The organism is Anatilimnocola floriformis (assembly GCF_024256385.1).
In the GTDB taxonomy this organism is placed as follows: domain Bacteria; phylum Planctomycetota; class Planctomycetia; order Pirellulales; family Pirellulaceae; genus Anatilimnocola; species Anatilimnocola floriformis.
In genome coordinates this window covers 1,426,089-1,448,832 of the sequence record NZ_JAMLFW010000001.1, presented here as the reverse complement: position 1 = coordinate 1,448,832, position 22,744 = coordinate 1,426,089, and the positions used below count along the sequence as shown (strand labels likewise).

General features: G+C 58.0%; 20 protein-coding genes and 6 tRNA genes. 17 read left to right on the top strand and 9 right to left on the bottom strand.

Going from position 1 to position 22,744, the window contains the following annotated elements; genetic code table 11:
* Positions 1-40 precede the first annotated feature (40 nt).
* The 4 genes from fliP to M9Q49_RS06025 form a co-directional block, all read right to left on the bottom strand.
* Entirely contained in the window at positions 41-916 is an 876-nt protein-coding gene (gene fliP / locus M9Q49_RS06040) for a flagellar type III secretion system pore protein FliP (RefSeq protein ID WP_254507811.1), read from the bottom strand.
* Positions 909-1,676 carry a FliO/MopB family protein gene (locus M9Q49_RS06035; protein ID WP_254507810.1) on the bottom strand — a complete coding sequence of 256 codons (768 nt, stop codon included), beginning with the start codon at positions 1,674-1,676 and terminating at the stop codon, positions 909-911. Before M9Q49_RS06035 ends, fliP begins: the two co-directional genes overlap by 8 nt.
* 124 nt (positions 1,677-1,800) lie before the next feature.
* Positions 1,801-2,439, bottom strand: a complete 639-nt coding sequence (gene fliN / locus M9Q49_RS06030; RefSeq protein ID WP_254507809.1) for a flagellar motor switch protein FliN — start codon at positions 2,437-2,439, stop codon at positions 1,801-1,803.
* Between the two features lie 57 nt (positions 2,440-2,496).
* Positions 2,497-3,162, bottom strand: coding sequence for a flagellar basal body-associated FliL family protein (locus M9Q49_RS06025; RefSeq protein WP_254507808.1), 666 nt, complete (start codon positions 3,160-3,162; stop codon positions 2,497-2,499).
* Positions 3,163-3,307: 145 nt separating this feature from the next.
* On the opposite strand from M9Q49_RS06025, the gene M9Q49_RS06020 reads away from it, so the two are divergent.
* Genes M9Q49_RS06020 through M9Q49_RS06010 form a run of 3 tightly spaced genes read left to right on the top strand, consistent with a single transcriptional unit; the run spans position 3,308 to position 5,777 of the window.
* Complete coding sequence (locus tag M9Q49_RS06020) at positions 3,308-3,907, top strand: hypothetical protein (RefSeq protein ID WP_254507807.1); 600 nt, start codon at positions 3,308-3,310, stop codon at positions 3,905-3,907.
* A complete protein-coding gene (locus M9Q49_RS06015; protein ID WP_254507806.1) occupies positions 3,904-4,869 on the top strand; it encodes an HTTM domain-containing protein in 966 nt (321 codons plus the stop codon). The genes M9Q49_RS06020 and M9Q49_RS06015 overlap by 4 nt, the downstream gene beginning before the upstream one ends.
* Positions 4,821-5,777: a purine-nucleoside phosphorylase gene (locus tag M9Q49_RS06010; RefSeq protein ID WP_254507805.1), complete on the top strand. Its 957-nt coding sequence runs from the start codon at positions 4,821-4,823 to the stop codon at positions 5,775-5,777. The genes M9Q49_RS06015 and M9Q49_RS06010 overlap by 49 nt, the downstream gene beginning before the upstream one ends.
* Before the next feature lie 120 nt (positions 5,778-5,897).
* Here the strand turns inward: M9Q49_RS06010 and M9Q49_RS06005 are convergent, their stop codons facing one another.
* Complete coding sequence (locus tag M9Q49_RS06005; protein ID WP_254507804.1) at positions 5,898-8,024, bottom strand: SMP-30/gluconolactonase/LRE family protein; 2,127 nt, start codon at positions 8,022-8,024, stop codon at positions 5,898-5,900.
* A 580-nt stretch (positions 8,025-8,604) separates the two neighbouring features.
* On the opposite strand from M9Q49_RS06005, the gene M9Q49_RS06000 reads away from it, so the two are divergent.
* From M9Q49_RS06000 to M9Q49_RS05990, 3 genes are read left to right on the top strand one after another with little or no spacing between them, the layout of a single operon-like run.
* Entirely contained in the window at positions 8,605-9,348 is a 744-nt protein-coding gene (locus M9Q49_RS06000) for a creatininase family protein (protein ID WP_254507803.1), read from the top strand.
* The gene (locus tag M9Q49_RS05995) at positions 9,336-10,670 is read left to right on the top strand and encodes an MFS transporter (RefSeq protein ID WP_254507802.1); all 1,335 of its coding nucleotides are present in this window, start codon (positions 9,336-9,338) and stop codon (positions 10,668-10,670) included. The genes M9Q49_RS06000 and M9Q49_RS05995 overlap by 13 nt, the downstream gene beginning before the upstream one ends.
* A complete protein-coding gene (locus tag M9Q49_RS05990; RefSeq protein WP_254507801.1) occupies positions 10,667-11,974 on the top strand; it encodes a PQQ-binding-like beta-propeller repeat protein in 1,308 nt (435 codons plus the stop codon). The genes M9Q49_RS05995 and M9Q49_RS05990 overlap by 4 nt, the downstream gene beginning before the upstream one ends.
* Here M9Q49_RS05990 and M9Q49_RS05985 read toward each other — a convergent pair.
* A complete protein-coding gene (locus tag M9Q49_RS05985) occupies positions 11,963-12,709 on the bottom strand; it encodes a CPBP family intramembrane glutamic endopeptidase (protein ID WP_254507800.1) in 747 nt (248 codons plus the stop codon). The genes M9Q49_RS05990 and M9Q49_RS05985 overlap by 12 nt on opposite strands.
* Positions 12,710-12,776: 67 nt before the next feature.
* On the opposite strand from M9Q49_RS05985, the gene M9Q49_RS05980 reads away from it, so the two are divergent.
* The 10 genes from M9Q49_RS05980 (at position 12,777) to M9Q49_RS05935 (ending at position 17,347) form a co-directional block, all read left to right on the top strand.
* Positions 12,777-13,721, top strand: a complete 945-nt coding sequence (locus tag M9Q49_RS05980; protein WP_254507799.1) for an amidohydrolase family protein — start codon at positions 12,777-12,779, stop codon at positions 13,719-13,721.
* Entirely contained in the window at positions 13,721-14,902 is a 1,182-nt protein-coding gene (locus M9Q49_RS05975; RefSeq protein ID WP_254507798.1) for a glycosyltransferase, read from the top strand. The genes M9Q49_RS05980 and M9Q49_RS05975 overlap by 1 nt, the downstream gene beginning before the upstream one ends.
* A 326-nt stretch (positions 14,903-15,228) precedes the next feature.
* Positions 15,229-15,303: transfer RNA gene (locus M9Q49_RS05970), tRNA-Gln, on the top strand.
* A 16-nt stretch (positions 15,304-15,319) separates the two neighbouring features.
* A tRNA-Ser gene (locus tag M9Q49_RS05965) sits at positions 15,320-15,402 on the top strand.
* 93 nt (positions 15,403-15,495) lie between these two features.
* A tRNA-Leu gene (locus M9Q49_RS05960) sits at positions 15,496-15,569 on the top strand.
* Between the two features lie 109 nt (positions 15,570-15,678).
* Positions 15,679-15,766, top strand: a tRNA-Ser gene (locus tag M9Q49_RS05955).
* Positions 15,767-15,866: 100 nt separating this feature from the next.
* The gene (locus M9Q49_RS05950) at positions 15,867-16,256 is read left to right on the top strand and encodes a four helix bundle protein (protein WP_254507797.1); all 390 of its coding nucleotides are present in this window, start codon (positions 15,867-15,869) and stop codon (positions 16,254-16,256) included.
* A gap of 18 nt (positions 16,257-16,274) precedes the next feature.
* A tRNA-Arg gene (locus tag M9Q49_RS05945) sits at positions 16,275-16,348 on the top strand.
* Positions 16,349-16,390: 42 nt separating this feature from the next.
* Positions 16,391-16,462 (top strand) — tRNA-Cys (locus M9Q49_RS05940).
* A 72-nt stretch (positions 16,463-16,534) separates the two neighbouring features.
* Positions 16,535-17,347, top strand: a complete 813-nt coding sequence (locus tag M9Q49_RS05935) for an alpha/beta hydrolase family protein (protein WP_254507796.1) — start codon at positions 16,535-16,537, stop codon at positions 17,345-17,347.
* Between the two features lie 381 nt (positions 17,348-17,728).
* Here the strand turns inward: M9Q49_RS05935 and M9Q49_RS05930 are convergent, their stop codons facing one another.
* A complete protein-coding gene (locus M9Q49_RS05930; RefSeq protein WP_254507795.1) occupies positions 17,729-18,301 on the bottom strand; it encodes a helix-turn-helix domain-containing protein in 573 nt (190 codons plus the stop codon).
* A gap of 848 nt (positions 18,302-19,149) precedes the next feature.
* A complete protein-coding gene (locus M9Q49_RS05925; RefSeq protein ID WP_254507794.1) occupies positions 19,150-20,277 on the bottom strand; it encodes a metallophosphoesterase in 1,128 nt (375 codons plus the stop codon).
* Positions 20,278-20,421: 144 nt separating this feature from the next.
* Here M9Q49_RS05925 and M9Q49_RS05920 point away from each other — a divergent pair, with 144 nt between their 5' ends.
* Positions 20,422-21,954: an Nramp family divalent metal transporter gene (locus tag M9Q49_RS05920; RefSeq protein ID WP_254507793.1), complete on the top strand. Its 1,533-nt coding sequence runs from the start codon at positions 20,422-20,424 to the stop codon at positions 21,952-21,954.
* Positions 21,955-21,985: 31 nt separating this feature from the next.
* On the opposite strand, the gene M9Q49_RS05915 is transcribed toward M9Q49_RS05920, so the two are convergent.
* Positions 21,986-22,726, bottom strand: coding sequence for an SDR family NAD(P)-dependent oxidoreductase (locus M9Q49_RS05915; RefSeq protein WP_254507792.1), 741 nt, complete (start codon positions 22,724-22,726; stop codon positions 21,986-21,988).
* Positions 22,727-22,744: the final 18 nt, after the last annotated feature.

The following is a 22,744-nucleotide window of genomic DNA, read 5'->3' as shown; positions in this document are numbered from 1 at the left end:
GCAAAGAGTTCTCGTGGATCTCGATCAAAACGTGAGGAAATTATCCGGCAGGACCAAAGCTGTTCATCAACATGCCGACGACTAGCGTCCAGCCATCGACGAGCACGAACAGGAGCAGCTTGAGGGGCAACGACACGATCACCGGCGGCAACATCATCATGCCCATCGAGATCGTGACGCTGGAAACGACCATGTCGAGGATCAAAAACGGCAAGTAAATCTGAAAGCCGATGAGAAAGGCGACTTTGAGTTCGCTGAGCATGAAGGCGGGGAGGAGCGCGGGGAGCGGCACTTCGTCGTACGATTGCGGCGGTGTGCTGCGGCGTTGGGCTTCGGGCAGATAGTCGTAAAACATCCAGACGTCGTCGCTGTTGCCGGCCATTTCGATTTGCCGACTCATAAAGCGTTTGACCGGCAGCACGCCCAGGTTGAAAGCATCTTCAGGATTGGCGATTCGGCCTTCGGAGTAAGGCCGCACGCTCTGCTGATAAACTTCATTCCATGTCGGCGTCATGACGAGCAGCGTCATGAAGAGCGCGAGTGCGGTCATCACTTGGCTGGGCGGAAGTTGCTGCGTGCCGAGGGCCTGCCGCAGCAAACCGAGTACGACGACGATCCGCACAAAGCTAGTCGTCATCAACAGAATCGCCGGCGCGAGACTGATGACGGTCAGCAGCAACATGATCTGCAGCGAACCGCTCAGCTTCTTCGGGCTCGTCAACGATTCGGGGCCGTTGCGGAGGAGTTCTGTGACCGCATCGGTGGCAGGGAGACTAGCGGGAGTAATTTCGTCCGCGGGAAGTCCTTCGGCGGCGATTGCGCGGCTGCGCGCATCGCCGACGATTTGGGCAGTCGCGGTGAGTGCGTTGCAAGTCAACACGGCGAAGGTGCAGAAGATCAGCGACCACTTAACCATTGAGGGGCCTCGCAATCACGGGGCGCTGTGGAGTGGTGGTGCTAATCGGCGTTGTCGTCGTAGCTGGACGCGGGGTCACCGGGCGCGGTTGCGTTTCGACAAAACCGCGAGTCGGCTGGCGTTCGAGGTCGCTGATGACGTCGCGAAATGTTTGCGTCGAGCTTTCGGGTTTGGCTCGCCGGCACATTGCACTGAGGCGTTCCACTTCGGCGGGATCGGTAACTTCGGCCAGCGGTTCGGCGCTGCTGCCGGGCGTGACCGAGATCAGCAACAGCTTGTTGCCGAGACGGACAAGCTGCATTTGCTGACGGCCGACGAGCGGCGCCCAACCGAGTTGCTCGACAACTTCCTTGGGCAGCGGGCCCGCGGCCTTCGGCAGGTAGCGTTTTGAAAGCATCGCGACGCAGAGGAACGCGCCGAGCACGAGGCCGAGACTAGCGCCAACGCTGCTGAGTGCGCCCCAACCCGACGTTGGCGTGCGGACGAGAGCTTTGGGACTGGTCGAACCTCGGGGCGTGATCAGAATGGGAGCCGGTGCGGGACCGCGAGTCGGCAACGGACCGGGCTCGGGAATGTGCGTTTCGTGCGCGACGGGAGCGATCGGCTGATGACTCGAGGCGGGAGCAGCAGGAGCATACACAGGTGTTTGTTCGCGAACGGCGGGGATGGCGCCTTGTTTGGCGTAGTGCGAACGAACGGCGCCGCTGGGGAGTTGTTGTTGGGCAAACGCCGACAACGATGATCCGAGGAGGATCAACATTGCAATCGAGATTTTGAAACTCTGTGGCATCCGTTCCACCCAATTTGCAATCTTTCCGCTTCAACCCCTCACCCCAACGCTCTCCCCGGAGTACCGGGACGAGGGAGTGCTTTTCTCACTCTCGTTACACATCATCGCTTGTTAAAAGTTCCGCTACGCGAACGCAGAAGTTGTCGTTCAGCACCAGCACTTCACCGCGGGCGATCAAGCGGCCGTTGACGTAAACGTCGACGGGATCGCCGGCAAGTTTGTCGAGCGGCACGACCGCGCCGCGTTTGAGTTTGAGCACATCTTCGAGATACATCTGCGTTCGGCCGAGCTCGATGCGGACTTGCAGATCGACATCGCGGAGAAGTTCCAGCGTGGCTTTGTCGCCCGACGCGGGACTGCCGCCGAAGTCGCGAAATTCGAAGGGCTGAATGCCGGCGATGGCGGGATCGATCGGCTGATCGACCGAGGCGATCGCTTGTTCGGCCTGGTTGAGCAGGAATTGGATATCGTCGCCGACTTTGCTCGGTTTGACCGCGGCCGGAGCGGCGGCGCGAGGCGGAGCGACTGCAGTGGCAGTTTGTGTTTGAGGGGCGGCCGCAGATCGAGCGGCGGGAGCTTGCTTCAGCAGGTTTTCGATTTCCGATTGACCGACGGCTCCGCCGGTTGCGGGTGCTGCGGGCGCGATGGGGGGCGGCTTGTGACCGGCCACCTGCTGCGCTTGCATCAGCAGTTGTTCGATTTCATCCTGCGAGATTTTTTCGCCGTCAGCCATCGGAATCCTTTCCTGTCGGCCGATCGCCCATCCATGGCGACCAGACTGTTCAACTCGTTACTGTTCGAGGTACGAGAACTCGCTGAACACGACATTCTGCAGCAAGGGCTGCCCGAGCAGATCGTTACTTTTCGCCAAAATGCGTCTTTTAATCAAGCCCAAACCGGCTTCCGAGAGGTCGCTCATCTGCGCATTGCGGATTTCAAAGATGACTTGATCACGCAAGCGGTGCTGGTTTTTCTCGATCAAACGCGTGACTTCGTCGCTGTCGGCGTCTTCCACGGTGCCGACCAGATGAAAATTCACACGCAGCGTGACATTGCTAGCAGTCTCGTGCACCATCAGGTTGAACTTGCCCATTTCCACTTCGACTTCGCCGCCGGTGCCGGAACCGGCGGGAACTTTGCCGCCTCCGGCCGGGTCGTGACCGCCGCCATGAGCGGGCTTCGCGTGAGCATCTTTCTTGGCAGCGCCGTGTGCGTCTTTTTTGCCGTGGGCGTCGTCTTTTTTGCCGTGGGCGTCGTCTTTCTTTCCGTGAGCATCTTCCTTCTTGCCGTGCTCATCCTTCGCGCCGTGTTCGTCGGTCTTGGCTGCGGTTGCTTCGCCGTGCTCATCGAGCTTGGCCGCCACTTCGGCGGAACTGGGAATGAGCATGTAGGCCAGCGCACATTCGGTGAGAATGACAACGGCCACCAGAACGGTCACGAGAATTGGTTTGAGCATAGGACGAACTCGGCAGACATTGCCAACGGAAGATGAGGACTGCTAAGCAAACTTAGGTTGCAGCCGGCGAGCGCTCTATATTAGGACAACGCCTGCAGCACTCAGCTGCAGCGATTTTCAGCGGCCCGTAACGAACGTAACGATCATGACGGCAGAACCATCCCAAACTGCCCAGCGCTGGCTCAGGCTGCGCCGCCGCGGCGTGTGCGGCCTGGTCGTATTTTTGGTCGCCTTGATGGTGCTCCAAGGCGCACCGCTGAACATCAACGCGGCCTCCTACGCAGCCCGTTGGCTTGCCGATTGGATGGGCGCAGGACATTACGGCTGGAGCATGTTTGCGCCCACACCCGACGCACAGAATCATCGCATCTCGGCCGAGATCATGGATAGCGATGATCACGTGCTGGCCAAGTGGTCGATGCCGCATTGGCCCGAGCATTCGTCGGCGACGCGATTTCGCAAGCATCGCTGGGCCGAATATTACGACAACGTCTGGATGAACAGCAACAACCGCTGCTGGCCGGCCCTCGCGCAGCACATTGTGAACACAGCGAAGCTGCCGCCAGGGGGCGAAGCGCCCCCCAAATTCGTCAAGCTGATCGCCGAAACAAAAACGCTGCCAGCGCCAACGGGCAATCGCTGGCCGAAGCCCGGCGCGCCCGAAGGCTATGACGATCGCTGGGTGCTTTCGAATGAACCATTGCTGGATTTACCGCCACCGCCGTCAGCGGGAAATCCCGAATGAGTAACGACGGCATTTCGCTCGCGCAATTCTGGGGAAAGCTCTCCACCAGCTGGACGCAGTTCCTCAATGCGCCAATCGACGCGCGCCGCTTCGCGCTCGTCCGCATCGGCTTTGCGCTGGTGATTTTGATTTACCTGGCCGTGCTCTATCCCGATCTGGAAACCTGGTATGGCCCGACCGGGTTGTATCCGCCCGATGTGGATGAAGCAGCTCGACTGCCGCAGCAATGGTCCGTGCTTCGCTGGTTGCCAACCGATCCCAATGAAGCCAGCGAATGGATGCAAAACATCTTCTGGATCCACATCGCCTGCACGCTGATGTTGCTCGTGGGCTTTTGCTCGCGCGTGAACGCGCTGATCGTGTACGTACTCCTCGTCAGCTGGCAACACCGCAATCCGCTCATTCTCGATGCCGAGGATAGCGTGTTTTGCCTCGTCGGTTTTTTTCTGCTACTCATGCCGAGCGGCCGCGCTTGGTCGGTCGATCGCTTGCTCTGGAATCGCAACGCAAATGAAACCTGTCCTCTCGCGCCAGCTTGGCCGTTGCGGTTGTTGCAACTGCAGATGGTCGTGATCTTCGTCTCGGCAGCCCTCTTCAAACTGGGTGGTACGCCTTGGTGGGATGGGAGTGCGCTGTCGTATGTCATTCGCTTGGACGACACGTTCGGCCGCTTCAGCATCCCGGCCTGGCCGTTTGAAATGCCGATTCTCGTGCGCTTGATGACATGGACCGTTGTCGCCGTAGAACTCTTCGCGCCGCTGCTCGTTTGGTTCCGCGAAACGCGCCGCTGGGCTTTGCTGCTGATCGTGCTGTTTCATCTCAGCAATGAATACGCGATGTGCTTGTTTTTGTTCCACTGGATCATGCTCGTCGGCTGGTCTACATTCTTGACGAGTGCAGATTTTTCGGCCCTGTGGAACCTGCTCCCTCGCTCCGGTGGTTCGGCGCGAGCGAGAGTGTAGTCGTCACGCTCCGCGTGGCGCATCACCACGCGGAGCGTGATGACGACAAAGCCAGCCAGCGAAAGAACATGAACGCAACCAACCCACCACGCGAGCAAATGCTCGCCGAAGCCCTCGCCGCCGTCCGGTCTCGCTGGAGTTGCACGCCGCAGGTCGCCATCGTCCTCGGCACCGGCTTGGGCGATCTAGCCGATGAGATTACGGCGGAACAAATCATCCCATACCGCGAAATCCCGCACCTGCCGCATTCGACCGCGCTCGCGCACAAAGGTAACCTCATTTGCGGAACGCTGCAGGGAGTCCCCGTCGTGGCCATGCAAGGGCGTTGCCATTTGTACGAAGGCTACGACGTCGAGCAAGCGACGCTCGGCGTGCGCGTGATGAACGGCCTGGGCGCAAAGACGCTGATCGTGTCGAACGCGGCCGGCGGTGTGAATCCGCAGTTCGCCGTCGGCGATGTGATGCTGATTGAGGATCACATTCAACTGATGTTCCTGCCGGGGCTCGCTAAATTTCAACCCGGACAAACCGATCGCATGCCGCGAGTTTCGGCTCGGCTGTATGATCTCGAATTGATCGAGGTCGGCTTGCAAGCTGCCCGCGCCGGCGGCTTTGTGTGTCAGCGAGGCGTGTACGTTGCCGTAACCGGCCCGAGTTATGAAACGCGGGCCGAATATCGGATGTTCCGCAAACTGGGTGATGTCGTCGGCATGTCGACCGTGCCGGAAGTCCTCGTCGCCGCCGAATGCGGCATGCGGGTCTTCGGCATCAGCACGGTTACGAATATCGCAAAGCCTGATTCACCCGCGAATGAAGAAGTCGATGCCGAACACGTTGTGAAAGTTGCGCAGCATGTGCAACCGAAAGTGCGGGCGCTGGTTCGGGGGGTGCTGGAGACGTTCCAATAGTCGTCGAGCACTCCGTGCTCGATGAATGGAGCCGAATACTCGCACGAATGTTGTGGCTCTTGGCACTCCGGCCACAACTTAATTGCCGCGTCCAATCATCGACCGCGGAGCGGTCGACGACTAAAACTTCACCACCACCTCCGGCAACTTTTTCGCAAAAGTCTCCTTCGCTTCCGCCGAAAATTTCCCGCGATTCAAACTCAACGTTCGCAAATTCGGCAACTTCGCCAACGCTTCTAGCGACGCATCAGTCATGTGTGCCGAATCGAGCGTGACGTTCTCCAGTGTCGTCATGCTCGCCAGTTCCCTCACCCCGGCATCGGTGAAGACGCCGGTCACGAGCATCAGTTTTCGCAGTTTCGGCAATTTGGCGATCTGTGCACACGTCGCATCGCTGGCCGCGCGGTCATAAACATCGAGCTCATACAACCTCGTCAGCTTGCCAACAAACGGCAGCGCCGCTTCGGTTGTTTGCGGGCCGTGAATGTGTAGCTGCCGGAGATGCTCCAAGCTCACGAGGTGCGCGAGGCCGGCGTCCGTCACGTGCGTGTGAACAATTTCCAGCCGGCGCAAACTCGGCAACTTGCCGATCGCGGCTAGGCCGTCGTCGCTCGCGGGCGAGGAGTGGAGATTGATCGATTCGAGTTGCTTCATCCCGCCAAGGTGCTGAAAGCCGCTGCCAGTAATCTTCGAAGCACACACCGTCATCCGCTTCATGTTCGTCAGGCCGGCAAGCTGCTCAAAACCTTCGTCGGTGCAGTTGGTCAGACAAACATTCAAGCGCTCGAGGCTTTTCAAATCTTTCAAATGAACTAGGCCGGCGCTCGTCACCGCCGTGCCCGACAGTTGCAGGCTACGCAAATGATCCTGGCCGGCGAGTAACTTCAGCGTGTCGTCGTTCACGCGATCCGTGATCTTCTTCGGCGTCGGTTCTTTGTGGCCGTCAGTGCGCTCGTTCCAATCGATTTCGACGATGCGGCTGAAGGTCGTTAACGCTTCGTCGCCGGCAAGACTGCGAAGCCAATCTGGTGCGACGACTTCGCTCGTCACTTTGCCGCCGAGGCGTTTGACTTCGGCCAAGAGTTCGCGATCGCTGGCTTGCTGCAACACGTTTTTCTTCCAAGCCGGCAGGATCTTGTTGATTTCGTCTTGGCGTCCAGGATTGCCGATTAACGCGACCATCTCAAAGGCTGACTCAATGGTGTTGTCATTGAGTTTTCCGCCATCAATTTTCGCGGCGGCAAAGAGCTTGTCGAGTTTGCTCACCACGCCGCTGTCCGGCTTGGGGTCGATCGATACAACATTCAGCTTCCGCACCGGCACATGCTTCCGCGCCACATGCCCCGCAAATCCCTTCACGCCGACCTTCGCCCGAAATACTCCCGGCGGATCGCCCGTCGTGCAGAAGATCTCATCGCGATTCTCGCCACCAAAGGTAATGTTGCTGACGACCTTGCTCGGCAGTGGCAGATACGCGAGTACCTTGGCTTCCGGACTGAGCACCGTGATCCGTCCCTTCCCGGTCTCTGGCCGATGAAAATCAGTCACCCACAGATTGCCCGCTGCGTCGAAAGCACAACCGTCGCCGCCGCTGCCGCCGAGATCGTAGAAGACCTCGGGCTTGCCGAGTTGCCGGTGATCGGCGACGAGCCCGTAACGGAGGATCTTCTTCGACTGCGATTCGATCACGTACAGAAACTTGCTCGCCGGATCAACCTCGAGGCCATTCGGAAAGGCCAAGCCGCCGGCGATCAGATCGACGCGCCCCGCCTTGTTCAGGCGATAGAGGTTGCCGATCGGCTTATCGAGCGACGAACCCTCGGGATCGGTCCAATAAATGTTGCCGGCCGCATCGACGGTCAGATCGTTCAACCCACGCAGCGTTTGATTGTCGTACAGTTCGGCTAGCACGTGTACTTCGTTATTCGGCTGCAGCTCGAGAATCGCCTTCGTCTTATTGTCGGCAATCAGCACGTGCCCTTCGTTGCCGTTCAGATAAGTGCCGGCCGGATTGATCTCGAGAAACTTGTGCAGCTCGCGTTTGTTGTCGACCCGCATCAGTGCGCCGCTGCAAAACAACACTTCGCCGTTCCGCCACGTCGGCCCTTCGGAGTAACCCGGCGCGGTTGAGTATTGCTCGAAGGTCACGCCCTTCAATTTGTCAGCGAGTTCACCGGTCGGTTCCTCGGCGGTGAGAAGAGTCGCGAAACACGTGCAGACCAGTAGACTCAGCAGGTAGCGACGCATGAGAGGTTTCCGCTTTGGCGAGGCAGGAGTTGGGAGAGACCGGGCGGGAAGTGCCGCAGCATACCACAGCGAAACACGGCTGGAAAATTCTGGGCGAGGCTTGCGAACCCGCCACGCTTGCTTGACCATTCACTGTCGATCACTGTCTCACCGCCACGAGCGGCTCAAATGCCGGCGAAATGTCTACGCCGTGCATCCGATCGCTGCTGCGCGCTCGACGTCAGCAATCGACGGCTTGCCAGCAGAGATATGAGTCGCGACTAACTGACAGCGAGATGATCAGCACGGCGTTATAACGTCGTGTGTGAGTGGTTATAAAATGGTTATAAAAGGTTATGGACATAGTGCATGTAAATTGCACAACTTGTTTGCCACACACGAGTTAACCGAAATGCAAAAACGCAATAACCGTTATATTATTCCAGTCCTATTCCTTGGCAAAATGGGTGGCCGCGGCAGTCTGAGTGTGAGTTCGCCGACGGTTGAAATTGTTGTCCCGCGCTGGCCCATCCGCTAAGCTGCCCGTGCCTTCCTGAACCAACTTCCTTACCTGGAGTTCCTGCCTGTGCTTTTGGCCGAAATGAACTGGCCCGCGGTGGCCGCGCTGCCCAAGTCGACACCGGTTGTCATTCCCATCGCTGCACTCGAGCAGCATGGCCATCACATGCCAGTCTTTACCGACAGCCTGCTGATGGGCGAAGTCGCCCGCCGAGCCGAGGCCGAACTGAAAGACAAGGTCCTCTTCACGCCGCTGATGTGGCTAGGCAACAGCGAGCACCACATGGATTTTCCGGGGACGATGACGGCGGCGCCGCGGGTGTATCTCGACCTGCTGACGAACCTGATTGAGAACATGATCGCGCACGGCTTTCAGCGGATCCTGCTGATCAACGGCCACGGTGGCAATCACGTGCCGGGGCAGCAGGTGGTGTTTGAGCTGCGGCAAAAGTATCGGCAGCGGAACGATCTGCTGCTGTTATCGGCGACGTATTGGTTGCTCGGCGGCAAGCCGAATGAAGTCGATTCGTCGCTGGAACAAAACCGCATGGGTCACGCCTGTGAGTGGGAAACGTCGATGATGCTGCGGATCCGGCCGGACCTGGTCGGCGATCTGAAGCAGACCGCGCGCGTCGAGTGGGGCAATCCTTTTGAGCCCGGTAGCCGCGGCTGGATCACGAAAGAGCGCACGCCGACCGGGCACATCGGTTATCCGACCAACGCGACGGCGGAAAAAGGGGAGACGCTGTTTCGCGTCTTCACTGCCGATGTCGTGAGCTACATCAATCGCATGCTGGCGTGGGATGGCTTCTCATGGAGCGGCTGAGTTTCGATAGCAGCGACGGTCGATCGGCGAGATGGAAGTGGTCCATCTGCGGCTTGCTCTTTCTGGCCACCATGATCATGTACATGGACCGCCAAACGCTGTCGCTCATGTCGAAGCCCATCAAGACCGAGTTTCAACTCACGCACGAACAGTACGGCACACTCGAGTGGGGCTTCGGCCTGGCGTTCGCAGCCGGTGCGATCATCAACGGCTTGCTCGCCGACCGCGTGAGCGTTCGCTGGCTGTATCCGCTGATGTTGCTCGGCTGGTCTTCGGCCGGTGTCGCTACGGTGTGGAGCCAGCAGATCGGCGACGCGCTGTTGCCCATCGTTGGTTCACAGCATGCGTGGCTAGGGATGAACAGCGAATCAAACGCCGCCGGTTATCTCGGGCTCTTTTTCTGCCGGGTGGTGCTCGGTTATTTCGAAGCGGGGCATTGGCCTTGCGCGCTGATCACCACGCAGCGACTACTCACCGGCCCGGATCGTTTGCTCGGCAACAGCATTCTGCAAAGTGGCGCTTCGGTTGGTTCCATCATCACGCCGCTCGCGGTGATGGCGATGCGCACGAATGAAGAGAGCAGTTGGCGACAGCCGTTTATTGTCATCGGCATTGTGGGAATGAGTTGGGTGATTCCCTGGCTGTTTTTCATTCGTGAAGCCGATTTGAAACTGCCGGCGGAATCGCCGTTGAAAAAGAACGGGAGCAGGCCGGCATTATGGACGTGGTCCGTGCTGCGGAAAATTATCGTTCTGATGTCGATCGTCGTCGCCATCAACATGACCTGGCAGTATCTGCGGGCGTGGATGCCGCTGCTGCTGCAGGAGGAACATAAATACTCGGAGAACTTTATGTTCTGGTTCATGATGGCCTTTTATTTGGTTGCCGACCTCGGTTGTCTCGCGGCGGGAGGCGCCGTGAAGTGGTTGACCGGTGAACGTTTCTCACTCAATCGCGCCAGGCTGCTAGTGTTCACGGTCTGCACGCTGCTCGCCATGTACACAGCAGTGGCGGCGAACCTGCCGCACGGTGCGTTGCTCCTCTACACGTTCCTGCTCATCGGCTGCGGCACACTCGGGCTATTTCCGGTTTATTATTCGCTCGCGCAGGAACTGTCCACTCGGCGACAAGGCCTCGTAACGGGCCTGTTTGGCGCGACGACCTGGATCATCACGTCGTACATGCAAAAATACGTCGGCAAGAGTATCGACGTGACCCACTCGTTCGCGACGGGGCTCTTCTGGGCCGGGCAAGTGCCGCTCATCGGTTGCCTGGCGCTGGGACTGCTTTGGCCGAACGACGAACGGAGTAGTAAGAAATGAAGCGATACCTGATTTTAATGGCGATCCTTTTTTTGTGTGGCGAGTCCTCCTCGCAGGGAGAAGATTGGCCCGAGTGGCGTGGTCCGACGCGCGATGGCGTGTGGCGAGAGACGGGCATCGTCGAAAAATTCTCTGCCGCGGAATTGCCGATTAAATGGCGGGCGAAGATCAACGCGGGCTATACCGGGCCGACGATCGCGGCGGGCAAAGTCTACTTGATGGACCGCATCGCCGAGCGTGGCAATCCGCGCGAACGGATTATTTGCTTCGATGAAATAACCGGTGAGGAGAAGTGGGTTGTCGAGTATGGCTGTGAATACGGCCGAGTGGGTTATCCCGCTGGTCCGCGGGCTTGCGTGACGATTGACGGCGACAAAGCCTACGCGATTGGCGCGACGGGCCGGTTGCATTGCCTCGATGCAGATTCAGGAAAGTTGGTTTGGAAGCGCGATCTCGAAACCGAACACAAAATCGCCATGCCGATTTGGGGCGTTTCGGCTTCGCCAGTGGTCGAAGGAGATTTGCTGCTCATGCAGATTGGTGGCCGGGAGGGTGCGTGCATCATCGCCGTGAACAAGCAAACCGGCGTCGATGCTTGGAAGGCGCTCGATGACCGCGGCCAATATTCCACACCACTTATCGTCGATCAGGCGGGCCAGCGCGTCGCCATTTGCTGGACAGGCGATAGTGTGACGGGACTCGCCGTGAAGACAGGCGAAAAGCTCTGGAGCCAGCCGTGGAAACCACGCAACATGCCGATCGGCGTGGCGACGCCGGTGAAGGCCGGGAATGAGGTTTTCTTCACGTCGTTTTACGACGGTTCGCTGCTGCTGAAGCTCGATCAGGAGCGAACCGCATTTGAAAAACTCTGGCACGTTGTCGGACGTAATGAGCAAGACACCGATGCGCTGCATTCGATCATCAGCACGCCTGTTTTCGAAAATGGTTACATCTACGGCGTGGATAGTTACGGTGAACTGCGCTGTCTCGATGCCAAAACCGGTGACCGCGTGTGGGAAAACGATTCCGCCGTGCCGCGAGCTCGCTGGAGCACGATTCACTTCGTGAAAAACGGCGATCGCTTCTTTCTCTTCAATGAGCGCGGCGAACTGATCATCGCGAAACTCTCGCCGAAGGGCTACGAAGAAATCAGCCGGGCGAAAATGCTGGAGCCAACGCTCGATCAACTTCGACAGCGTGGCGGCGTGTGCTGGTCGCATCCGGGGTTTGCGAATAAGCACATCTTTGCTCGCAATGACAAAGAACTGGTCTGCGCGAGCCTGGCGACAGAATCAGTGAAGTGACGCTTTCACCAGGTCATACCCAATGAGAAAGATCGCCGCATCGGCAAACGCATGCGCAAGCCAGGCGGCGTACAGCGAACGGCTACTCCAGTAGATCCAAGCAAAGAGCCCGCCGCCGATGGCGACAATCGCCGAAAGGATGTAGGTCCAGGGCGAACTCCATTCGAAATAACCGGCGAGAACAACGACATGGTGGGCCGCAAAAGCGAGGCTCGAAATGACGAGCGCGCGAACCGGCAGTTTTGCGTTATCGAAGTTTTTGTCGGCCAATTCTCGAAACACAAACCACCGCCAGTAGTATTCCTCCATCCAAGAATGAACCAGCGAATAGCCAACGCCTAGCGCGATGTAGGCACCGAATGAATCGAGCCCAAAGCCACGTAGTTTCAGCAGCATCTCTTGCAGCGGTCCGGCAAAGATACCGGCCGGTTTGAGCACGACGAAATAAAGTCCAAGTCCCGCGACGATTTCGAACACGCCGAGCGCGAGCGCTAGTCCCAGGCCGCTAGTGGTAAATGAGTGTCCAGAAAACTGGCGGCGCTCGATGACGAAAATCCAAAACGCCGGAAAGCCGAACTGAATCAGCTTGCCAATGCTGAACGCTGTCTGTTGCCAGGAACCTGGTGAATCCTTGAGCGCGGTGAAATAAATCCACGTCAGGCACGTGGGATAGATCATCGCGAAGAGGAGAGCGATGGCGCGATAGCGAGCGGCGGTCGGCTGCGGGTCGAGCATCGTGCGATTATGCCGGTTCACTCGCAAAGAATCGAGTATGATGTGGCAAAACCTGGAGCCTCTCCTCATGCGACCTGCTTTTACTCGCCGTGCGTTTCTCGCCGCCAGCGCGGTCCTCATCGCTCAGCGGGCTTGTGTTGCGGAAGAGAAAAAGGCCCCCGCCGGCGACTATGTCGATATGCATACGCATCTCGGCCAGACGTGGAACACCACGCAACCGCTGACCGCGGAGGAGTTGTTGCGGTGGATGGATGCCCATCGCATCGCGCAGGCGGTGGTCCTGCCGCTGGTGTCGCCGGAGTCGTCGAGCTATCTGGTGACTCCCGATTTTGTCTTGCAGCAAACAGCACCGTTTCGCGATCGGTTGATTCCCTTCTGCTGCGTCGACCCGCGCACCAGCTACAACGGCGGCGCGAAGGGACTGCTGAAGATGCTCGAAAAATACCGCGACGCCGGCGCGCGAGGTTTCGGCGAACACAAGCCCGGCGTGGCCATCGACGATCCGAAGAACATGGCGCTCTATGCCGCATGCGATGAACTGAAATGGCCGTTGCTGTTTCATCTCGACAACGAGCGCAACCTCGACAAGCCTGGACTCCCCGGTCTCGCGAAGGCGATTGGCGATCATCCGAACTGTCAGTTCATCGGCCATGGCCCTGGCTGGTGGGCATCAATTTCGGGCGGCACACAGCAACTCGATTTGGGTGGCTATCCGAAAACGAAAGTTGCCCCTGGCGGCGCCATTGATGCACTGATGGAGAAGTTTCCGAATCTCTACGGCGATCTTTCGGCGGGGAGCGGCGCCGGCGCGATCAGCCGCGATCTGGAGTTCGGTCGAGAGTTTTTGCTTCGTCGACAAGACCGCATCATGTTTGGCACCGACTTTCTCGCGCCGGCTCAAGTCGTGCCGCAGTTTGAATTGTTCGAAGAGAAAGAGAAGCTGAAACTGCCGGAAGAGGTCGCCGCGAAGATCTTCCGCACGAATGCTCGCAAGCTGCTAGGAATCGCCTGATGGAATGGGCCCAGATTTGGCCAGTCGTGCAATGGATTCTGCTGATTCACTCGGTGGCAGCCGCCTGCCTGTCGTTGGCCGTGGCAGTCGTTCTTTCGCACTCCGATCGATCGATCAAGCGACTGGCCGACGCGCCGTTGCCACAGGGTGAAGCGCTGCCGCGGATCTCACTCATCGCGGCGGCCAAGGATGAAGAGCGGAACATCGAGCAGGCCGTCCGGTCGCTCGTGGCTATCGATTATCCCGAGTTGCAGATTACGCTCGTCAACGATCGCTCGCGCGATCGAACCGGCGAGATCCTCGCGCGCCTGGCCGCGGAGTTTCCGCAGTTGAATGTGGTGACTGTCACGGAGCTGCCGGCCGGTTGGCTGGGGAAGAATCATGCGTTGCAACTCGGCGCCGAGCACTCGCGCGGCGAATGGCTTTTGTTCACCGATGCCGACATCATTTTCGAGCGATCTGCGCTGCGCCGCGCGATCGGTTACGCGCTTGAGCATCAGATCGATCATCTCGCCTCCACGCCCGACGTGCAGATGAAATCCTGGCTGTTGCATGCCTTCGTCGTGACGTTTTCGATTTACTTCACGCTGTTCGTCAAACCTTGGCGCGTACGTGATCCGCGCCGGCCCGAGCACATTGGCATCGGCGCGTTCAATCTCATTCGCGCCGATGTCTACCAAAAGATCGGCCGTCACGAACCGATCCGCATGCGGCCCGACGACGATCTGAAACTCGGCAAGATCGTGAAGAAAAACGGCTTTCGCCAGGATGTGGTCTACGGCGTGGGGATGATTGCGGTCGAGTGGTACTCGTCGCTGCGCGAAGTCATCGTTGGGCTAGAGAAGAACGCTTTCTCCGGCGTCGACTATCGCGTGGGACTCACTATTTTCTCGTCACTGTTCTCCCTCGCGTTCAACGTCTGGCCATACTTGGCCGTGTGGATCGTGCCGGGGCCGGCGCGCTGGCTGTACTTGACGGCAGTGATTCTGCAGTTGTTTACCGCAGCTGGTTTTGCCCGTTCCATGCGACTGCCGCTCACGACCGCGCTCGCCTTTCCGCTGACGGTCGCGCTCTTCACTTATATCCAATGGCGGTCGATGTTCCTCACCTACTACCGCAACGGCATCCGCTGGCGAGATACGCACTACTCGCTCGCCGAACTGCGGGCGAATCGAGTTTGAAAATTACGGGAATAAGCGAACCCGTAGGCGGATCGCAATTACGGCAGATAATTTTGCGAACCTTTTCGGCCGTGCCCCGTCAATATCTGCATCGAGTTCAATCCGCTCCGTTTGAGACGATTCTCATGTTTGCCTGTTTTTCATCCTCTGCCAGCTCTCAGCGACGTAGCCAGTCCTCGGCCCAGTGCGCATCGCAGCGCGCCGCGAGTTCGCTACGCCAGCTTCGTTCTTCTTGTTGACATCGCCAATAGCCCTTCATGCAGGCTATTTGCCCGGTGTCGCAAGACACCGGGCTTTTTTTTGTGCGCTCACTGAAGATTCATCATTCCGGGGCAGCTGCTGTTGGTAGTGGCATCTGGCTCTGAACCAGAAGTTCGTTGGTTCGATTCCAACCCCCGGAACTGGTTTTGCTTGTACGGAAGTCATCCGGCTGGATGAGGACCCTGTCTCGAAAACAGGTGGCGATAAAACGCTTGTGAGTTCAAGTCTCACGGCTTCCGCTAAGGATCTACTTTCGACTCACTTCTGCTGCGAGAACGGCAGGAGAGGAGGAAAGTAGAGACGAGAAAGTAGTGAGTAGTGAGTAGATTTTTGACCGGGTACGCGAACAGGTTTAGCGGCGAGATCGAGGGTCTCGTGTCTGTGGGTTCGATTCCCACCTCGGTCACTTTGGGTTGTGGGCTTCCATGCCGTTGGAGGCGACTGATCCTTGCAAGATCGGTGCGATGGGTTCGACTCCCATGAGGTCCACTTTGTTTGAATCAGAAAGAGATCGAGGAAGGTAGCCAGATACGGTTCGCTGGGCCGGTTTGCTAAACCGCGCGAAGTTCAGTCGTCATGTGGGTTCGAATCCCATGCCTTCCGCTGAGAGGTGAAAATCAAAACAAAGGTTGCAGCGAGGAATGGGGTGACAATATGTTTCTACTTTCTACTCACTCCTCTCTATTATCCTTTGGGGCACGACATGCCATTTGCTTTCGAGAAGCTGCTCGTGTATCAGCATGCGGTCGATTTCGTCGATGACGTTTGCGAGCGAACAGCACAATTCACTCGCGGATACGGCTTTATCAGTAGCCAATTGAATCGGGCTGCGCTTTCCATCTCCACGAACATTGCAGAAGGAAATGGGCGATTCACCGTGCCGGATCGCAAGCACTTTTTCGGCATCGCACGTGGATCCGTTCATGAGTGCGTTCCTTTGCTGGAACTGGCTGGCCGACGAAAACTACTGCCGATGGATGAGCAGCAAAGTCTCAAGGCGAGGTTGGAAGAGATTTCGAAAATGCTGAACGGACTAATCAAGTCACTAGATGACTATGGAGTCGCTAAGAACAAGGAGAGTAGACAGGAGTGAGTAGAGAGTAGATTTTCTGTCCTCGAAGTGTACCGGATCAGCACGCGACCCTGCGAAGGTCGAAGACTTGGGTTCGATTCCCAGCGAGGGCATTCAATCATTGTTCGCCAGAATAATGAGCGGCAAGTAGATAAGGCGCGGGGGCTGGACGGCCAGGCGGTTGCCTGCAGAGCAACTTCAAGTGGGTTCGACTCCCACCTGCGTCTTTGTTGATCTCGTGTACGGAGAAGCTAGAATCCTCGCTGTCATACGATCGTTTCGTCAGCGGGGCTTCTCACATGATCCGACTCTCCTTGTTCACGGCGGTGATTACTCTTTTTCTGCTAGTCACCGCAGCATCGGCCGCCGAGCCTCCGGCGAAAAAGTTGCCGTTGCCCGGCGAGTTGTTCATGGTGGGCGATCGGCCGGCGTTTGTCATGTTGCCGCCGGAAGAGAAGCGGGCCAAGCCCCAGCCGTGGATCATGTACGCGCCGACGTTGCCGCCGTATCCCGATGCGGCGGAGAAGTGGATGCACGAAAAGTTCCTGAATGCGGGCATCGCAGTGGCTGGCGTCGACATTGGCGAAGCCTTCGGCAGTCCCAAGGGGCGCGAGCAGTTCACGGCGCTCTATAACGAGCTGACGAAGAACCGCGGCTTCGCGGCGAAGTGCTGTGTGCTCGGCCGGAGTCGCGGTGGTTTGTGGGTGACGAGTTGGGCGGCAGAAAATATCGACAAGGTCACCGGTCTGGCCGGCATTTATCCGGTCTTCGATTTCAAAACCTACCCGGGCATTCAGCGGGCTGCCCCCGCATATGGCCTGAAGCCGGAAGAACTAGAAGCCCGAGCCGCCGAGCTGAACCCGATCAACCGCGTACCGGTACTCGCCAAGGCCAAGATCCCGGTGTTCATCATTCACGGCGACGACGACAAGGTCGTGCCGTTGAAAGAAAACTCAGCGACGTTGGCCGAGCACTACAAAACTGCCGGCGCCGAGAGCCTGGTGCAGCTCGTGGTCGCAAAGGGGCAGGGGCACAACTTTTGGGAAGGCTTCTTCCAGTGCCAGGAACTCGTTGATTTTGCCATAGCGCACGCGCAGGCAGGAGCGAAGTAGCGCGGACTTCGCGCACGTAACAGGCACATGTCAGCCATTCAGCAAAACGAAAAAACGCCGAGCTTTGCAGCTCGGCGTTCTTAGTTCCGTTGCTTTTGGTGGGCAAAAAATAGGGAAAGACGCCGAACCGGGAATTCGGCGCTTTTAGAGTCGACTCATTCGACTCCCCTGATTCTCCGCCTCTATGTAAACCGGCACGAGCGGGTCAAGCCCATGCCGGGTAAGGCTATTGATGATTGCTACGAGCACGCAGGTTTAGCTGCGAGTACGCAGGATGCCGCGAGCACGCAGTGTCTAGCTGCGGGCAGGCAGTGACTGACAGGTGGGGACGGCGAATCCCCTTTCCCGAAGTCGTCGCTGGCGAGAGGTGGACCGGTCTTGTTAGACCAGTTCCTTCCGGGCGCCGATCAGGGTGCGAAGCCGTTCGGCCAAAAGTTTGGCATCGAAAGGTTTCTTAAAGGTTTCGTTGATCGCCGAGCGGTCGAAGCTCAGCGGGCTGCCGTCATCGGGCAGCAAGGCGATCAAGATCGTTTCGGAGAAGTCCACATTTTTGCGCAGATTCTGGCAAATTTGCAGAGCTTCGACCTTGCCGATCGAGAAGTCCACGATGATGCAGTCGGGGTGGAAGCTTTCCGCCTGGATGCCAGCTTCAAATCCGCTGGCGGCGACAGCAACCTTAAACGACTTTTCCGTGGGCAATTCGCGCTTCAAGTTTTCAATGAGCACTTGGTCTTGCGCCACAATGAGCACTTTTGCCATGGCCTCGTCTTCGAGGTCGCCCAACGGCATGCCGTGTTCTTTGAGGAACTTGATCAAATATTCACGCGGGATACGACGGTCTTGCGATCCGGGGATCCGGTAACCCTTAAGGCGACCAGAATCGAACCACTTGGAAACCGTACGCGGGGCCACTTTACAGATCTTAGCGACCTGTCCAGTAGTGAAGACCTTCATTGCAGGCTCTCCATTACTCTCTCGTTTGACTCGTTGGGTGTGAAGCACAGACGGTGAGCGATGCCGCTGAACTTCACGTATTTGCCCCTATTTCGTTTGCCAGGCCTGGTCTCGATCCATCTCGCCAGCTGTGGGAAATGGCCTGTCATTCGAATCTGGGTCGGGGCGTTTCTGGGTTTTTTCGGCGGTCGTAAGCGGTTCCCTCCGTTACGGCCACTTCATAACCATCGGCAATCAGGACCTCCGGAACGCGGCGGAAATCCCCAAAATCGCAAATACCGGCAAAGGCATTTCGCGTGGGGCCATCCGGGCGACCTGCGCCGTTGTGCGGCAAAGGTTCAACCGGCAGAGAGAAAATGCAGCTCACTCGCTGTCCATTGGGTCTGGGACAGACGTGCAGGCATTTGAAGGCCACAGGTCGCGACGCACGAAGCGCCGAAACGTTGCAGCCGATAGCAGATTCCCCCTGAGAAGCCATGCGTTGTTTGGCTCTTGGCGAACACTTGCGAAATTCGCAATTGGTCGCGGCTGAGCCGTGCAACACACGTCTTCCGAATGTTTCTTTCGTAACAAAGGCGAACCTAACTTCACAAAATCCCGTCAGTCGTACTTCTCGCAGCGGTCGCGGGGGTCGCGACTACGTCAAGGGCAATTTGGAATTTGCCGAAGTTGCGGTTTTTGCAGGCAGAACGCCTCAAGAATTATTCGCAGCCCGCCGTTGCCGGGTAACCCCGTAAGTCCGGCGGGAACTCGCTAATCGTCGCGCACCAAACCACTTAGGTGCGTTGCCCTCCTCGCCGGCAGCCGCTGCGATCGGCCTGGCCGGCGGTAATTACTGCTCGCCGCAACTAGCTCTTCACGGCGGCAAATTGCAGATCAAATTTATTCTGCTTCGATTCGTTCCGCTCGCCGCGGGTCGGCGAATAGTCGCAGATCTTGACCTGCAGATCGCTCGGGTTGATTTCCATCAGTCGCAGCCAGCCGTCGCCGCCGTTGGGCTTCATTTGGAAATTGACCAACATCTGGGCAATGTCGCGACCGCCCGGCGTCTTGCTCGACATGCGGCCGAGGCCGTCGTTCAGCACGTGGCCATTCAGCGTGCAGAGAAAATTCTCGTGCTTGCTGATCAAGTTGTTCCACAGCTCTTCGCCATCGCTCACGTCGTCGTTGGTGGCCGCAGCGACGGGGTAGTTGTGCGGGTTCCAGGTTTGCTTGGTGTTGTACTTCTTCCAGTCGTAGCGAGTCTCGTCGTAGTACATGTAAGCATGTGTGATCAGAATCGCTGCGCGATTCTTGTGCTTGGTCGCGACCTCGTTGGCCCAGCGAACGACATCTTTCCGCGGCCCAAACTCAAGGCCGATCACCACGAAGTCGATGCCGCCGGCTGAAAACAGGTGCGCGCTGTTTTCCATGCGATCGGGCTCTTTGTCGTAAACACAATCGAGCGAACCGAGCGACTTTAGCTTGGCAATGGGGAAGTAATCGTTGAAGAGCGTGGTGCGATCCTTGCAGCCGCCGCCGGCGCTGTAATCGTGGTTGCCGAGGACCATCGCATACGGCAACTTGCCGTTGAGCTGATCCATGGCCTTTACTGCGTTCTCCCATTCGGGCTTGGTGTTGCGATTTGTAACGTCGCCCAGGTGGAGCACGGCGGCGATGTTCCGTTCTTCTTGATTCTCGACGAGCCACTGAGTTTGCGCGAGAAAGTTCTGCGGATACTTTTCGCTGTAGTGCTGCGTATCGGGAAGGACCGCGATCGTGAACGAACCTTTCGCGGGCTTGGCTGGTTCGCCCTTCACCAGCACGGCGTCGGCGTAGGGATCAGCCTTCGGCTTGGCTTCGGCCTTCGGCTCGGTTTTTGGTTGAGTTTTCGCTTCATTCTTGGGGGCTGCGTCCTGGCCGAAAGCAACGAGGGCGGGCGAAAGGGCCCAGGCAGCGCCAGTTTTGAGAAGATCGCGGCGGGATAGATCGGACATGAAAGTGCTCCAAACAAGCGATAGGCGGGACAGCACCGAATTGCCGACATGATAACAATCCGCTTCGCCGGGAGCATTAAGTTTTCGCGAGTTTCTGCTTACAATGCGTCGCCACGAAAATTATGCCCTCCCCGCACGTGCTGCATGAACAACCCAAGCGAAGTCGTCCCCAGCGATGTGATTCCCCCCGGAGCGTTGCCGCCGTTGCGTTGGCGCGACATGCCGCCGCCGGTGCCGATGCTGCAAATGATCGGGCCCAGCGTGATCCTTGCCGGACTAGCCCTTGGCAGCGGCGAATACATTCTTTGGCCGTTCATCACGTTCAAAAGCCAGTTCGTCTTCTTCTGGGCGTGTCTGATCGCAGTCATCACTCAGTATTTTCTCAACCTCGAAATCATGCGTTGGACGCTCGCCACGGGAGAAACAACGCTGATTGGTTTTCAACGACTCAGCCGCTCGATCGCACCGTTTCTACTCGCGCTCAATATCATTCCCTGGATGCTGCCAGCCTGGGCGCAAGGTTGCTCGCAAGTACTGGGCTGGCTGATCTTCGGGCCCAATCGTGATGGCAACGGTGCGATCATCGCCGGGCATTATGACAATTGGATTTCGATTGCCACGTTGCTGATGTGCGGTTTTGTGCTAACGGCCGGTCCAGTGATTTATGAAACGGTGGAAAAAGTTCAACTCGCGCTCGTAGCGCTGATCTTGATCATTGTCGTCGCTTTGGCGGTATGGCTGGCCGTGCTGCGGCCCGATGCGGTGATCACGCAATGGACGGCAGTGTTCACGCTGGGATATCCGCAGTTCCTGCCGAAGTTCGATGAGTCGCTCACGCCGATGGCGTTGCTCGGCGCGCTGGCCTTCGCTGGAGCTGGCGGCACGATGAATCTGGCCCAGGCGAATTACATCAAGGACAAGGGCTACGGCATGGGCGTGCACATCGGCCGCCTGACGAATCCCTTCACCGGCAACGAAGAAGCCGTGAGCGAAACCGGCTATCACTTTCCGCACACGGCCGAAAACATGTCGCGCTGGCAGCGTTGGTGGCGGGCGGCTTGCTGGGAACATTTCACATCTTTCCTGCTGACCTGCATCGTGTGCCTCGCGCTGCTGACGCTCATTAGTTACATCGTGTTTTACGACGCCGCCGGCAACTTGCAGGTAGATCCGAGGCTGCACAAAGAGGGCCTCGGTTTTGTCTACGCCGAAGCCGAACGCTTGGCGCAAATGATTGGGCCGTTCTCGTTTTACGCGTTCTTGATTATGGGCGTGGCAATTCTTTTCACGACCGAGTTCGGCGTGCTCGATGCCTGCAGCCGCATTTCAACGGACCTGGTCAAAGTAGCCTGGCTGCGCGACAACCCGAATTGGAGCGAAGGACGTCTCTACTTCTGGTTTCTGTGGGGCGAGATTTTTCTGGCGATCAGCATCCTGCTGTTGGAATGGGCCGGGCTGAAGATCGAGCCGCTGGTGAAGTTTCAAGTAACCGCCGCGCTCAACGGCGTGGTAATGCTGCTGTACGCCATCCTGCTGTTTTACATGAATCGTCAGCGGCTGCCGGCAGACATTCGCATTCCAGTTTGGCGGATGGCAATCCTCGGCTGGACAATTATTTTCTTCGGCTTTTTTAGCATTTGGGCCGCGTACGACATTGTGCTGAAGTTGACTTCGTAGCTTCTCGCCACCGCCGCAAGGGTGGTGGTGGTTACGAGGCAATGGTCCTTCCACCATCAACCGGCAAGCAAGTGCCGGTGATGAAGTCGTTTTCGAGCAAGTGAATCACCGCCCGCGCAATGTGCTGCGGCGAGCCTTCGCGCTTGACGAGCGTCCCGGCAACCGCTTCCTCGCGTTCTTCCGCGGAAAGATCTGGCGGCAACATTACCGGCCCGGGCTCGAGGCAATTCACCCTCACGCGCGGATTGCGGGAAGCGAGTTCCACGGCAAACGTGCGTGTGAGCGTGGGGATCGCACCTTTCGAGGGAAAATATGCCGCGTAATTGAGATACGGCCGTGCGACCGCCCAATCGCCAAACGTCACGATGCTGCCGCCGTTTGGTTGCTTCACCATCGCCAGGCCGGCGTGCTGACAGCAAAGGAATGCCGCCAGCGTGTTCACTTCCAGATAATTCCGCACATCGGCAGCGGTGATCTTTTCGAGTGGTTTTGGTTGCCAGATGGCAGCCGTGTGAACGAGCGCATCGAGTTGGCCGAAATGTTGCTGCACGTCAGCGACGAGCTGTTTGACTTCGGTTTCGTCAGTCAATTCCGCGCGAAAGGCCTTCGCTGTCATGCCGCGCGCAGAAAACTGTGCGACAGTCTCTTCTGCTTCTACCTGCGAGCTGCGGTAGTGAATGGCGAGCGCGTAACCGCGCTGACCCAGCGCTTCGGCAACATGCCAGCCGACACGTTGTTTGCCACTGCCGGTGATGAGAGCGACGGGTTGCATGCTTCACTTTCTATTCGA

Coding starts and splice junctions, on each gene's coding strand:
- M9Q49_RS06020 (WP_254507807.1), top strand. CDS start 3,308: ATGACGGCAGAACCATCCCAAACTGCCCAGCGCTGGCTCAGGCTGCGC.
- M9Q49_RS05935 (WP_254507796.1), top strand. CDS start 16,535: ATGATCCGACTCTCCTTGTTCACGGCGGTGATTACTCTTTTTCTGCTA.
- M9Q49_RS06005 (WP_254507804.1), bottom strand. CDS start 8,024: ATGCGTCGCTACCTGCTGAGTCTACTGGTCTGCACGTGTTTCGCGACT.
- M9Q49_RS06025 (WP_254507808.1), bottom strand. CDS start 3,162: ATGCTCAAACCAATTCTCGTGACCGTTCTGGTGGCCGTTGTCATTCTC.
- M9Q49_RS06035 (WP_254507810.1), bottom strand. CDS start 1,676: ATGTTGATCCTCCTCGGATCATCGTTGTCGGCGTTTGCCCAACAACAA.
- M9Q49_RS05985 (WP_254507800.1), bottom strand. CDS start 12,709: ATGCTCGACCCGCAGCCGACCGCCGCTCGCTATCGCGCCATCGCTCTC.
- M9Q49_RS06000 (WP_254507803.1), top strand. CDS start 8,605: ATGAACTGGCCCGCGGTGGCCGCGCTGCCCAAGTCGACACCGGTTGTC.
- M9Q49_RS05920 (WP_254507793.1), top strand. CDS start 20,422: ATGAACAACCCAAGCGAAGTCGTCCCCAGCGATGTGATTCCCCCCGGA.
- M9Q49_RS05975 (WP_254507798.1), top strand. CDS start 13,721: ATGGAATGGGCCCAGATTTGGCCAGTCGTGCAATGGATTCTGCTGATT.
- fliN (WP_254507809.1), bottom strand. CDS start 2,439: ATGGCTGACGGCGAAAAAATCTCGCAGGATGAAATCGAACAACTGCTG.
- M9Q49_RS05990 (WP_254507801.1), top strand. CDS start 10,667: ATGAAGCGATACCTGATTTTAATGGCGATCCTTTTTTTGTGTGGCGAG.
- M9Q49_RS05995 (WP_254507802.1), top strand. CDS start 9,336: ATGGAGCGGCTGAGTTTCGATAGCAGCGACGGTCGATCGGCGAGATGG.
- M9Q49_RS06015 (WP_254507806.1), top strand. CDS start 3,904: ATGAGTAACGACGGCATTTCGCTCGCGCAATTCTGGGGAAAGCTCTCC.
- M9Q49_RS05930 (WP_254507795.1), bottom strand. CDS start 18,301: ATGAAGGTCTTCACTACTGGACAGGTCGCTAAGATCTGTAAAGTGGCC.
- M9Q49_RS05915 (WP_254507792.1), bottom strand. CDS start 22,726: ATGCAACCCGTCGCTCTCATCACCGGCAGTGGCAAACAACGTGTCGGC.
- fliP (WP_254507811.1), bottom strand. CDS start 916: ATGGTTAAGTGGTCGCTGATCTTCTGCACCTTCGCCGTGTTGACTTGC.
- M9Q49_RS05925 (WP_254507794.1), bottom strand. CDS start 20,277: ATGTCCGATCTATCCCGCCGCGATCTTCTCAAAACTGGCGCTGCCTGG.
- M9Q49_RS05980 (WP_254507799.1), top strand. CDS start 12,777: ATGCGACCTGCTTTTACTCGCCGTGCGTTTCTCGCCGCCAGCGCGGTC.
- M9Q49_RS05950 (WP_254507797.1), top strand. CDS start 15,867: ATGCCATTTGCTTTCGAGAAGCTGCTCGTGTATCAGCATGCGGTCGAT.